Origin of the sequence: Halocella sp. SP3-1, from assembly GCF_003953885.1 — a bacterium.
Taxonomy (GTDB): domain Bacteria; phylum Bacillota; class Halanaerobiia; order Halanaerobiales; family DTU029; genus Iocasia; species Iocasia fonsfrigidae.
This window is the reverse complement of the sequence record NZ_CP032760.1, coordinates 3,794,334-3,806,893: the sequence shown is the minus strand read 5'-3', so window position 1 is coordinate 3,806,893 and position 12,560 is coordinate 3,794,334. Positions and strand designations below refer to the sequence as shown.

The window sequence follows — 12,560 nt, the reverse complement described above, 5'->3', positions numbered from 1 at the left end:
TTTCATTTACATTTATGGAAAATGTTATTTATCAAAAAGCGTAAAAAAGTACTTGACATTCACAAAAAGTCCCTACAATATAATTTCCTCCACTGAAAGAATAAAAGAAAAAGCAATTTTCATAAAATAAATTTCTTTTATCAACATTATGTGACAAAATCTTTATTTATATTAGATTATTATTGTAATAGTTTTAATATGTTAAGACAAACTTATAATTCATAACTTAATATAGATTGTTACTAAGCTATAATAAAAGCATAATAGTTTATACTAATTAATTCAAGAGATCTAAATTAAAAAAAGATAAAAATTTTTTTAAAAAAAAGAAGGAATTTTAATATTTCTATAGAATATAATATAATATAGAAAAAATGAACATTGTTCGTTAATATCGAAAAAAGAGGTAGAGAAATGAAAAAAAGTAGACAACCCGTAATTCAAAGTGTTGATAGAGCAATTAAAATTATATCACTTTTTAAAGAATATAATTGCTTAGGAATAACAGAGATTTCAGAAAAATTGGATTTGGCCAAGAGTACAGTATATGGTTTAATTGCAACTTTAAAAAAACATGGGTATTTAGAACAAGATCGAATATCCAATAAATATCGTTTAGGCCTTGCTTTTTTAGAATTGAGTAGTATTTTATATGGACGTTTAAATATTAGAGAAATTGCTTCACCAATTATGCAAAAAATGGTTGATAAATATGGAGAAACAGTACAGCTATCTATTTTGGACGAAAGTAGAAGAAATGTTGTTTATGTTGAATGCATAGAAGCATCCTCTGGAATTAAATTTTCTTTAAGAGTAGGTATGAGTTCCCCGGCTCATTGTGTAGCTACTGGAAAAGTGATGTTAGCTGAATTTTCAGATGAGAAGATAGTTCAAATATTTGAGTCTGGGAAATTGTCTACACCTACTAAAAATAGTATTTCTAGTATATCTGAATTAAAGGAGCATCTTTCTATAGTTCGTGTACAGGGCTATTCAATTGACAATGAAGAGAGTGAAATTGGATTGAAAGGTTTAGGAGCACCAATATATAACCATCTTGGTAAGGTGGTAGCAGGTATCAGTATAGGAGGACCAAAAGTAAGGGTTAAAGGTGATTTTTTAAAAGAATTAATTGAAGCAATTAAACAAATTAGTAGTGAGATTTCCCAGCGTTTGGGTTATTTTGGAGATAAAACTTGATAATTAAAATATTAAGATATAGAGTTAAGACGTGAAAAGATATTTAAAAGTTACTTTTCTTTAAAAGATATAACTTAATATACTAATAAAAAAATATTTTTTTTGCTATATATTCGAATGTTGTTCTATAATATCGAACAATAAAGTTATAATTTATCCTGCAAATATATTAGTGATGCTGATTACACAATTATATTATAAAGGAGATGATTAATAAGGAGATGATTATTAATATGTCAAAAGTAATGTCAGTTACAGAAGCAGCTAATTTAGTAAATGATAATAATACCATTTGGGCTGTTTGCTCTGGCGGTGGAATTAACGAGCCTGGATTAGTTCTTGATGCAATTGAAAAAAGGTTTTTGCAAGAGGGCCATCCGCGAAATTTGAATTTATGTCATACTAGTGGAATTGGTGATGGTAAGGGTGGAGGGGCTGAGCATTTTGCACATGAAGGTATGGTAAAGCGAGTTATTGGTAGCCATTGGAGCTGGGCACCGAAACTGTCGCATATGGTTAAAGATAATAAATTAGAAGGTTATGTTTTACCTCAGGGAGTTATGGCTCAGTTACTAAGAGCTATTGCTGGTAAAAAGCCTGGTGTGATCAGTCATGTGGGATTGGGAACTTTTGTTGATCCACGGTATGATGGTGGAGCATTGAATCAGCGTTCACAGGCTAATTTGGTAGAAGTCATGGAAGTATCAGGGTCTGAATGGTTATTTTATAAAAGTTTTCCGATAGATGTAGTAATTATTAGAGGAACTACTGCTGATGAAGATGGAAACATTAGTATGGAACACGAAGGTGTCTATATGGAGGCTCTTCCAGCTGCTCAAGCAGCAAAAAATTGCGGAGGAATAGTTATAGCGCAAGTGAAACGTGTGGCTCAAAAAGGAACATTAGATCCACGAATAGTAAAAGTACCTGGAATACTAGTAGATGCTGTTGTTGTTGACCCAGAACAAACTCAGTCAATGGCTGTAAATTATAATCCTGCTTACAGTGGAGAAATTAAAACTTCATTTAATAAAAGTAGTTCTATGCCTTTTAATATTAGAAAAATTGTAGCTAGAAGGGCAGCTATGGAACTTTTCCCTAAAGCTGTTGTAAATCTTGGTTTTGGTATGTCCGATGGTGTAGCTAGTATTGCTTTAGAAGAGGAAATATTTGATAAAGTTACCTTTACTGTTGAGCAGGGTGTAATTGGTGGCATTCCAGCCTTAGGTGTTAATTTTTCTTTAGGTACTAATCCCACCGCAATTATTGAACATCATTCTCAATTTGACTGGTATGATGGTGGTGGACTAGATCTAAGCTTTCTCGCTTTTGCTCAAGTTGATTTTTCTGGCAATGTTAATGTTAGTAAATTTGGGAATCGAATAGTGGGAGTAGGTGGATTTATAAATATTTCTCAAAATGCTAAAAAAGTAGTTTTTTGTGGTAGTTTTTCCACTTCTGATTTAGAGGTAAAAGCTGAAGCTGGAGAACTTAAGATTTTAAAGGAAGGCAAATATCGAAAATTATGTAGTACTGTAGAACAAATCAGTTTTAATAGTAAGTATGCAAAAGAAAAAAACCAGGAGGTTTTATTTGTTACCGAACGGGCTGTGTTTAGTCTAGGAAAAGAAGGTTTAATATTGAAAGAGATTGCTCCTGGTGTAGATCTAGAGAAAGACATTTTAGATAAGATGGATTTCAAACCAATAATTAGTCATAAGTTAAAAAAAATGGATTCACGAATTTTTAAGGAGTCTTTAATGGGAATTAAAAATGAAATGTAAAAAATTTAGGAGTGAATTATATGGCTTGGAAAAATATAATTGTAGAAAAAGAAGATAAGATTGGATATATCACAATAAATCGTCCAAAAAGTTTAAATGCTCTTAATCATAACGTTTTGGAGGAATTGAAAAAAGCATTTATTCAATTAGATAATGATGAAGATGTTAGAGTTTTAATTATAACTGGAGCAGGAGAAAAAGCTTTTGTAGCTGGAGCAGATATTAATGAGTTAGAGGATATATCAGCAATTGATGCTTTTGAATTTATGGAATATGGACAGAATATATTTAATATTTTGGAGAAATTGGATACTCCAAGTATTGCGTCTGTTAATGGTTATGCTTTAGGTGGAGGATTGGAACTTGCTATGGCCTGTGACTTACGAGTTGCTGCTAAAAATGCTAAGTTCGGACAGCCAGAAATTAAACTTGCTAATATTCCTGGTTGGGGTGGAATTCAACGTTTGACTCGTTATATTGGTATAACAAAGGCTAAAGAGATGGTTTTAACAGGTAATTTTATTAGTGCAGAAGAAGCTTTACAAATTGGGTTGGTTAATAATGTTTTACCTAAAGATAAAGTTTTTAATGAGACAAAAAAATTAGCGGAAACTATTGCTGCTAAGGCACCTTTAGCTATTAAATTTGCTAAAAAGATGTTACATGGAGGTTTGGATGGAGATCTGTCAACTGGACTTTTATTAGAAGCAGCTGGAGTAGGTTTATGCTGTTCTACAATTGATCAAACTGAAGGAGTTGAAGCTTTTTTGCAAAAAAGGGATCCTAAATTCTGTGGAAAATAATAATGTCTTTATTAAGTAAGATATTTAATATACTTATTTTCAAAAATTAGTTTTAGTTACAATAATCAAATAAAAATAGGGGGGGTGATTATTTTCTGTAGATACGAATTTTATATTCTAAGGAAACAAAAGGGATAAAAAAATCAAAAAAATGGAGGTTTTTAAATGAAAAAAACAAGTTTATTTAGTTTAGTTTTAATTTTAGTCTTGGTATTGTCTGTAAATAGTAGTGTTTTTGCAAGTAAGGTTATTAATCTTGGACATACTGTAGCAACAGATAGTGCTTACCATAAGGGTGCTTTAAAGTTTAAGAATTTGGTAGAAGAGCGAACAAATGGTGAAGTTACTGTACAAATTTTCCCACAAAGTCAATTAGGATGGGAACGTGATATGTTAGAAGGCCTGAAATTAGGATCAGTTGATATGTGTATTTCTGCTACCGGACCATTTGCTGTATTTGTTCCAGAATTTGAATTATTGAACTTTCCATTTTTATTTAAAAATTCTGAGCATCTGAAATGGTTTATGTATGAAAGTGCAGCAGCTACAAAATTAAAAAGTGTTGCTGAAGAGAAAGGGTTTAAAGTTCTAGCAATAGGTGCACCAGATTTTAGAGTTCCATTTGCTAATAAATTTTTAGCGGAACCATCAGATTTTAATGGAGTGAAAATAAGATTAATGGGAGTTCCTATTCATAGAGATACTTATAATCTCTTAGGTGCTAATGTAACTTCAATGGATTTTTCTGAGTTATATAGTGGTTTGCAGATGGGGGTTGTTGATGCTGCTGAAAATACTTATAATGCCACTTATGCCATGAAATTTTATGAGGTAGCTTCACATATGACAGATTTGCCTGTTTTTGCAAATACTAATGCTTTAGTTATAAGCATGAAAACTTATAATTCTTTATCTTCAACAGAAAAAGAAATTGTAAACCAAGCAGGTGCTGAAGCATGGAAATACCATGATGATATAACATTAGAGATGGATAATGATGGTATAGAGAAAATGAGAGCAGAAGGTATGAATATTAAATTTGATATAAATTTAGAACCATTTATAGAAAAAACAGAACCAATATATAATCAATATTTAGAAAAACTACCTGATTGGGTTAGTGAAGCTGTTGAAGATATCCGTCTTAATGCAGAATGTTTTTAACTAAATGATTTAAAGGCAAGCCAGAATATTAAGATATTCTGGCTTGTTAAAAGAGAAAGGAGTGGAATAATGCAATCAAAAGATATTCCTAGCATTATTAATTATATTATTAAACTTTCAAATTTTTTGGAAAAAATACTTAAATTATTTTTAATCTTAATTGTTTCTGTAATGACAGTAATTGTAATTTCTAATGTATTAGCCCGCAATTTAATTAATTATTCTCCTTATTGGGCTGACGAAATTTCAAGATATTTAATGATATATATGATCTATTTTGGGGCAGCGGTTGCACTTAAGAATGAAGAATTAGTAGGAGTAAACTTTTTTTTAAAAAAGGTACCAGCTATAGTGATGAAAGTTATGACATTTATTGCATTAATATGCATATTTTTTTTCAATTCATATATTTTTTATCATTCCGTATTTTTAATAAGAGGAATGGTGGATAGCGGTCATCTCTCAGCACAATTAATGATTCCTATGTGGATAATATACTTAGTTATCCCTGTTGGATTTTTATTTTTAAGTTTTTTTACAATAACATTACTATTAGAAAAGATTTATGGTTTTAGAGATTGGACAGTAAAATTGGCTGAACAGGAAAGTTTAATAGAGGGGGGAGAAAAGTGATTATAACATTAATTATTGCTTTTTTTATTACATTGGTATTTGGTTTTCCAATTGCATATGTTATAGGGTTTTCTACTTTGGTTTATACATTAGTTACAGGTACACTTCCTGATACTTTAATTCCACAACGTTTATTTGTTGGTACAGATAAATTTGTGTTATTAGCTGTCCCTTTTTTTATGTTAGCTGGTGAATTAATGAATGCTAGTCAAGCAACAAAAAAGTTGGTAAATCTCGCTAATGCAATTGTTGGTCATTTGCGAGGTGGTCTTGCCCAAGTTAATATTTTTGTCAGTATGTTGTTTGCTGGTGTTACGGGGGCAGGAACAGCTGACACTGCAGCGATAGGTTCATTATTAATACCTGCGATGGTTGATGAAGATTATACTCCAGAATATAGTGCTGCTGTAACTGCTGCTTCTTCTGTTATAGGTCCAATTATTCCTCCAAGTGTATCAGCAGTAATCTTTGGGGTTTCTGCTCAGGTTTCGGTTGGAGCTATTCTTTTAGCTGGTGCAATTCCTGGGCTACTTCTTGGTTTAGGTCAGATGGCAGTGGTTAATTATCATGCACGGAAGTATAATTTTCCTAAGGGAGAAAAGAGTACTTTACCTGAAATAGGTAAGGCATTTAAAGATGCTCTCCCTCCTCTATTGATACCACTTGTGATTATAGGAGGTATAGTTTCAGGGTATTTCACACCTACTGAAGCTGCTGCAATTGCTGTTTTAGTTGCCTTAGTTTTAGGTTTTGTTTATAAGACTATAAAATTAAAAGATTTATCTAAACTTTTACTAAATACAGCAATAACTTCAGGTAGTGTAATGATAATAGTTGGTTTAGCTTCATCATTTGGATGGGTACTAACAATTGAGCGGATTCCTCATTTAGTTACTACTTATTTGACAACGATAAGCCAAAATCCCTATTTAATTTTAATATTAATAAATATTTTACTATTGTTTGTTGGGACGTTTATGGAAACAACAGCATCAATAATAATTATGACTCCTATCTTGTTGCCTGTTGTACAACAAATGGGTATTGATCCGATTCATTTTGGTGCAATTATGATTGTGAATTTGGGTATTGGTTTAGCAACTCCGCCTTTGGGACTTTGCTTATTTATTGCTTCAACAATAAGTAAAGCAAGTTTAGAAGATATAACTAAAGCTATTATTGGATTTTTATTAGTTTCAAGTGCAGTTCTTTTATTGATTACTTATTATGAACCAATTTCAATGTATTTACCTAATCTATTATTAAAGTAAAATTATTTTATAAAAAACTAGCTATATAAGGCAATAGGATGCTTTTAGTAATCTATGTTGTGGGAGATGAATTATTATAAGTATTAGGAGTAATAATTTAGTTATAGTTGTTGGTGGTGGAGGTGCAGCCTGTAGGGCAGCTTTAGAGGCAGCAGAAAATGGTGCTCAGGTTTTAATGATTTTAAAAGGTAAAATTGGTAAAAGTGGAGCTACTTCTTATAAGGTTGCTGAAATGGCGGGGTTTAATGTGGCTGATGGTCAGGTGGATCCAAATGATTCACCAGAAGAACATTATAAAGATATTATTAATGCTGGTTATGGAATGGCAGATCCAACATTAGCACGAATCGTTGCTGAGGAAGCACCTCAAACTTTAAGAACTCTCTCTAGTTGGGGTGTACCATTTGAAATGGAAGATGGTCATTTTTATGAATTTCTCAGTTGTTTTTCCACAAGGCCTAGGACTCATGTTATCAAAGGTCATGGAGAACCTATAATGGATGTTTTAATAAAGAGAATTAGGAAAATAGATCAAATCTTTATTTATGAAGATTCTGTTGTTACCAATCTTTTTATTCAAGATGGTGAATGTGTGGGTGTCGGTTTAATTGATAATAAAGGAAAATATAAAACGGTTTCCGCTGGTGCAGTAATACTTGCAACAGGTGGGGCTGGACAACTTTTTGCACGTAATTTAAATCCTGCTGATATATGTGGAGACGGTTATACATTAGGATTTGAAGCTGGTGCTGAACTTGTAAATCTAGAGTTTATGCAAGTAGGATTAGGAATAGTTTTTCCTATTATAAATATACTTAATGCTTGGATTTGGTCAGCTCATCCAACTTTAACAAATAAGTATGGAAAGAGTTTTTTATGTAATTATTTACCTAATGGTGTTAGTAGTGAAGAAGTAATGAATACTCATTCACATCATTTTCCTTTTAGTTCTGCAGATTTATCACGTTATCTTGAGCTTGCTATTCAAGGGGAGTTAGTTAAAGATTGTGGTACTGATAAAGGTGGTGTTTACCTCGATCTAACAAAAATAACAGATAAATATTTAGAAAATCTATCACCTAACGATGACTTTCGTAAAATGTGGCCGATTACTCGCAATTATCTATTAGAAAAAGGAGTAGATGTAGAGAAGAGTCAAGTACAAATTGCTTGTTTTGCTCATGCTATAAATGGTGGTTTAAAAATAAATTCACAAGCTCAAACAACTATACCTGGTTTATATGCTGCAGGTGAGGTTGCAGGTGGTCCTCATGGTGCTGATCGTTTAGGAGGAAATATGATGGTTACTTGTCAGATCTTTGGTGCTCGAGCTGGCCGTTTTGCTGCTGAAGAAGCTTTGAAGAAAGGCAGGATTGAATTATCTACTGGTTCAGTAAAAAATGAATATGATAGGATTCAGAATTTAATCGGGCGTGAAATAGAGGTTGAAAATCTAAAAAAAAGGTTGCAGGATAATGCTCAGAGTAAATTACTGGTTCGTAGAGATGTGACTAGTTTAGAAAGTTTTCTTGATACAATTAATCAATTGCGGTTTGAGATAAAGCAAAGTTCCTCGGCTAAATTGAATCGTAAAGTTTGGGGTCTACACAGTTTATTGACTATTGGTGAATTAATGGCTAATGCTGCTTTATTTCGTCAGGAAAGCCGTGGTAGTCATTTTCGAACAGATTATTCAAAATCTAATGATAAATTTATTAAACCTTTCACTATTATTCGTAGTTCAAACAGGAAACCTAAAATTTCTTAATTAATATTTTTTATTCGGTAAAGATAGGAGGATATTAGTTTATTACTGGTAGCCTCCTATAAATATATATTTAATGTTTATAGATAATAATATATATTAGAGAAGAATTATTAAGAAATTGAAGGATTTAGCTATATTATGTAGAATAGTATATGTGAATTTTGCTTTTGTTTAATACATTAAAAATTTTGCTAGGTCATGAAAGTATTTAATTATACTATGAGCTAATATAAAATGAATTTTAATAATAACTTTATATTCGTTGTATAAGTATATAAGTTTAAAATAATTATGTTGAAAGATGGTTTTTCATGGAAAAGGAAGTTGGACGAAAATTTGTAGAAAAGAAGGCAGGATTTGCGGAGTCACTATATAAGGAATTTAAATTAACTTTGGGTATTGAAGGATTGAAAGAAGTTAGAGTAGTAAACCGTTATGATATAGAAGGTATATCTACAGAAGAGTATCAAAAGTCGAGGAATACGATCTTTGCTGAACCACCTGTTGATAATATTCATGATGAAAAATTTACAATTCCTGCAAGATATAAAGTTATTGCTATTGAATATTTACCTGGCCAATATGACCAGCGGGCTGATTCATCTGCACAGTGTATTCAGCTTTTAATTCAAAATGAAAGACCAGAAATTCGTTGTGCAAAATTAATTTTAATAGCTGGTAATATTTCCAAAATAGATTATAAAAAAATTAAAGAATACTGTATTAACCCATTAGAAGCAAGAGAAGCATTATTAAGTAAGCCAGAAACATTAAAATTACAAGTAAATTACTCTGAGAAGGTAAAAATTATAGATAATTTTATAGAAAAGAATAATGATCAGCTTAAGTCTTTATATATTAAATTAGGTCTAGCTATGTCTTTAGAAGACTTAAAATTTGGTTCAGCATTATTTTAAAGAAGATAGAAACCCTACTTTTACAGAAATTAAAGTACTTGATACTTATTGGTCAGATCACTGCCGGCATACTACCTTTTCAACTGAATTGAAAGATATTAAGATTAATGAAGGAGCATATAGCTCTATAGTTAAAAAAGTTTATAAGAGGTATTTAAGAACTAGAAAAAAGGTCTACGGTGAAAAAGAAAGAACAGTCTGTTTAATGGATCTTGCTACTATCGGCATAAAGGAATTGCGAAAAAAGGGATTATTAGATGATCTTTATGAGTCTGAAGAGATAAATGCCTGTAGTATAAAAGTGAAGGTTGATAGAGATGGAGAAGATGAAGATTGGCTGCTTATGTTTAAAAATCAAACACACATAACCATCCTACGGAGATTGAACCTTTTGGAGGTGCTGCTATTCGTGATCCACTTTCAGGTAGATCTTATGTTTATCAGGCAATGCGTGTAACAGGTAGTGGTGATCCTCGTACACCTCTTTCTGAGACTCTTGAGGGGAAATTATCTTAACGGAAAATTACTACTGGAGCTGCTCAGGGTTATAGCTCATATGGGAATCAGATTGGACTGGCTACAGGGGATATATATCATGAAGACTTTGTGGCCAAAAGAATGGAGGTAGGAGCTGTTATAGCAGCTGCTCCTGCTGAGATAAAACTGATAATCCAAGATAAGAAGGATTGAAACGAAGAAAACCTGAGAAGAAAAAATGTTCAGGGTTTATTTGTGAATCTTTTATACTTCTTCAAATGCCTGGATGGAAGGGCAGTATGCTTTCCCCGAATATGAGGGTAGAGAAAAAATTAGAACAAAAGATTATCATGGGATAATGAAGTACAAAAACAGGTATTATTTTCTATCTTTACATTAATATGACTTCGTAGATTATTGAAATAGCAATATATTATAGAGTTTTATTGCTGAACTGTTTTTCCTTACCAAATCTAAAAATTAAATATCCTGCAATAATAATAAATCCATAGCCTATAAAACTAAGTAAATCTGGAATTTCTGAAAATATTAAAACACCTAAAAGACTAGAAAATATTACATTAGAATAATTATAAATAGATACTTCTCCTGCCGGAGCATATTTATATGCATAAGTAAGAGCAAATTGTCCTAATGCTGCAGTAATTCCTGCTAATATAAGAAATATTAGCTGCTTAAAATTAGGCATAATAAAATTATGAATGATTAATATTCCTGATACAAGTGTAGAGATAAAAGAAAAATAAAAAACTATTACATAGGCATTTTCTTTATCTCCAAGATAACTTACGAATACATAAGCCATTCCTGCAAACACTGCTGACATCAGACATATAATAGCAGGGATTGAATCTTGAAAAGCAAAACTTGGTTTAATAATTAAAATCACACCTAAAGTAGCCATGAACAATGAATACATTTGATATTTAGTAATTTTATCTTTTAAAAATATTGCAGCAAATACTATGACGAAAAATGGATTTACTTTATTAAGCATTCCTGAATCAGCTAGTAATAACCTATCAATACCATAAAAATAGGCCAGTACGCCTAAAGTACCAAAAATACCTCTTCCCCAAAGATATATCCTAGTTTCTTTTTTTCCAAAACATTTTTGCTTTGTTTTCCTTATCATAAAAATTGCTATAAATAAACTTACCAAATTTCTAAAAAATGCTTTTTCAAAGCTGGGTATTTCTCCTCCTAATTTTACAAATGCTCCCATAGCTGCAAAGCTAAAAGAGGAAAAGAGCATAAGTATAATTGCTTTTACTTTATTATTTTTATTCAATTGTTATCACTCCTGTTACTTCTTTTAATGATAACAGGTATAATTAAATTGTCAATATAAACTTTATTTTAATTTCCTTATTTGATGTAATCTGTATGTGCTGTAAACCTAAAAAAATACATAATATGATGTATTTCGTAAAAGCAACTTGTATGAAAGTGAGTATAATATAAATATAATATATATCTTTAATGGTAAGCATAAATAATATTCATAATATTCAAATAATATTATTTATAAATAAATTATGCGTTATAAAATACTAATTTTATATAACTACTAATGCTTTTATAAATATTAATTTCTATTTTTCACTTCATCATCAATAATCTTTAATAATTCTATAATTCTATAAACGGAATTAGAATTTAACTTATCAACTTCTTGTAGAAGTAATTGAAGGTCTCTTCTTTCATTTATTTTTGTAATGTATTTTTGCAAATCAAAATTACTATTTTTATTTTCTTCAACAAGAGTACTTGGGTTATCTAAAAGATAGTCAATACTACAGTTTAAGACTGAAGCTATTTTCTTAAGAGTTTTATATTTAGGGTTTTTATCTTGAGTTTCATAGCCAGCAACAGTACCACGGCTAACTCCTATTTTTTTAGCTAAGTCTTCTTGAGTCATTTTATTTTCTATCCTTAATTTTTTTAACTTTTCGCCTAATTTCATCAAAATTTCCTCCTCAATTCCAATTATAGTTAAAAACTATAAAATAAATCATAAAAAAACTTGACAAAGTTGATAAAAAGAACTATAATGAACATAAAAGTTGATTAAAGAAACAAAATGTTGTTTCAAAAAAGACAGAGTTATCCCTGAACTCTTTCTTTTCAGAAAGGAGGGAGGTATCATATAGCTTACAGGGTAACAGATAACAGTTGGCGGCTGTTCTGTTAGTTAGACTCGTAAAGTAATTATACCATAAGGACAAGTCTTTGTAAATTTGTGGTAGTTCCCGGGAGGGGTTACTGTGTTAAAAGAAGAGAAACAGCAGAGGGATATTCCAGAATATCGACCGGGAGATAAGATATACAAGTTATTTAAGCATGATATAGTAATAATAAGAGGAAGAGATGAAGAATTTATCATTAGAATTGTTAGATTAAAAAAAGAATAAATGTGTTTGACCTGGGGCCCTGGGCCGGGAAATTTATTTTTCTCGGTCTATTTTTTTGTGTAAATTTATTTAACACAATGGGAGGAAAAAAGAATGATTAAGCGTAAG

10 protein-coding genes and 1 pseudogene are annotated in these 12,560 nt (G+C 31.0%); 9 read left to right on the top strand and 2 right to left on the bottom strand.

Annotated features, from left to right (window positions below):
- Positions 1 to 414: 414 nt before the first annotated feature.
- The 8 genes and pseudogenes from D7D81_RS18210 to D7D81_RS20335 all read left to right on the top strand — a co-directional run.
- Positions 415 to 1,200 carry an IclR family transcriptional regulator gene (locus tag D7D81_RS18210; protein ID WP_125991431.1) on the top strand — a complete coding sequence of 262 codons (786 nt, stop codon included), beginning with the start codon at positions 415 to 417 and terminating at the stop codon, positions 1,198 to 1,200.
- Positions 1,201 to 1,406: 206 nt separating this feature from the next.
- On the top strand, positions 1,407 to 2,984 hold the full coding sequence (locus D7D81_RS18205; protein WP_286169922.1) for an acyl CoA:acetate/3-ketoacid CoA transferase: 1,578 nt from the start codon (positions 1,407 to 1,409) through the stop codon (positions 2,982 to 2,984).
- Between the two features lie 20 nt (positions 2,985 to 3,004).
- Complete coding sequence (locus tag D7D81_RS18200; RefSeq protein ID WP_125991429.1) at positions 3,005 to 3,787, top strand: enoyl-CoA hydratase-related protein; 783 nt, start codon at positions 3,005 to 3,007, stop codon at positions 3,785 to 3,787.
- Positions 3,788 to 3,952: 165 nt separating this feature from the next.
- Entirely contained in the window at positions 3,953 to 4,951 is a 999-nt protein-coding gene (locus D7D81_RS18195) for a TRAP transporter substrate-binding protein (RefSeq protein ID WP_125991428.1), read from the top strand.
- 69 nt (positions 4,952 to 5,020) lie between these two features.
- Complete coding sequence (locus D7D81_RS18190) at positions 5,021 to 5,584, top strand: TRAP transporter small permease (protein WP_125991427.1); 564 nt, start codon at positions 5,021 to 5,023, stop codon at positions 5,582 to 5,584.
- The gene (locus D7D81_RS18185; RefSeq protein WP_125991426.1) at positions 5,581 to 6,855 is read left to right on the top strand and encodes a TRAP transporter large permease; all 1,275 of its coding nucleotides are present in this window, start codon (positions 5,581 to 5,583) and stop codon (positions 6,853 to 6,855) included. The genes D7D81_RS18190 and D7D81_RS18185 overlap by 4 nt, the downstream gene beginning before the upstream one ends.
- A gap of 70 nt (positions 6,856 to 6,925) precedes the next feature.
- Positions 6,926 to 8,623, top strand: a complete 1,698-nt coding sequence (locus D7D81_RS18180) for an FAD-binding protein (protein ID WP_353622136.1) — start codon at positions 6,926 to 6,928, stop codon at positions 8,621 to 8,623.
- Positions 8,624 to 8,934: 311 nt separating this feature from the next.
- A pseudogene (locus tag D7D81_RS20335) lies at positions 8,935 to 10,191 on the top strand (phosphoribosylformylglycinamidine synthase-related protein); the annotation flags it as partial.
- Positions 10,192 to 10,450: 259 nt separating this feature from the next.
- On the opposite strand, the gene D7D81_RS18165 reads toward D7D81_RS20335, so the two are convergent.
- Both D7D81_RS18165 and D7D81_RS18160 read right to left on the bottom strand, forming a co-directional pair.
- Positions 10,451 to 11,329: a DMT family transporter gene (locus D7D81_RS18165; protein ID WP_205739282.1), complete on the bottom strand. Its 879-nt coding sequence runs from the start codon at positions 11,327 to 11,329 to the stop codon at positions 10,451 to 10,453.
- Between the two features lie 297 nt (positions 11,330 to 11,626).
- Complete coding sequence (locus D7D81_RS18160; protein WP_125991422.1) at positions 11,627 to 12,004, bottom strand: helix-turn-helix domain-containing protein; 378 nt, start codon at positions 12,002 to 12,004, stop codon at positions 11,627 to 11,629.
- 301 nt (positions 12,005 to 12,305) lie between these two features.
- On the opposite strand from D7D81_RS18160, the gene D7D81_RS19715 reads away from it, so the two are divergent.
- Complete coding sequence (locus tag D7D81_RS19715) at positions 12,306 to 12,452, top strand: hypothetical protein (RefSeq protein ID WP_164522051.1); 147 nt, start codon at positions 12,306 to 12,308, stop codon at positions 12,450 to 12,452.
- Positions 12,453 to 12,560 lie beyond the last annotated feature (108 nt).

What these genes read in the sequence shown, in the direction of transcription:
- D7D81_RS18210 (WP_125991431.1), top strand. Translation starts at nt 415, where the DNA reads ATGAAAAAAAGTAGACAACCCGTAATTCAAAGTGTTGATAGAGCAATT.
- D7D81_RS18205 (WP_286169922.1), top strand. Translation starts at nt 1,407, where the DNA reads ATGATTAATAAGGAGATGATTATTAATATGTCAAAAGTAATGTCAGTT.
- D7D81_RS18200 (WP_125991429.1), top strand. Translation starts at nt 3,005, where the DNA reads ATGGCTTGGAAAAATATAATTGTAGAAAAAGAAGATAAGATTGGATAT.
- D7D81_RS18195 (WP_125991428.1), top strand. Translation starts at nt 3,953, where the DNA reads ATGAAAAAAACAAGTTTATTTAGTTTAGTTTTAATTTTAGTCTTGGTA.
- D7D81_RS18190 (WP_125991427.1), top strand. Translation starts at nt 5,021, where the DNA reads ATGCAATCAAAAGATATTCCTAGCATTATTAATTATATTATTAAACTT.
- D7D81_RS18160 (WP_125991422.1), bottom strand. Translation starts at nt 12,004, where the DNA reads ATGAAATTAGGCGAAAAGTTAAAAAAATTAAGGATAGAAAATAAAATG.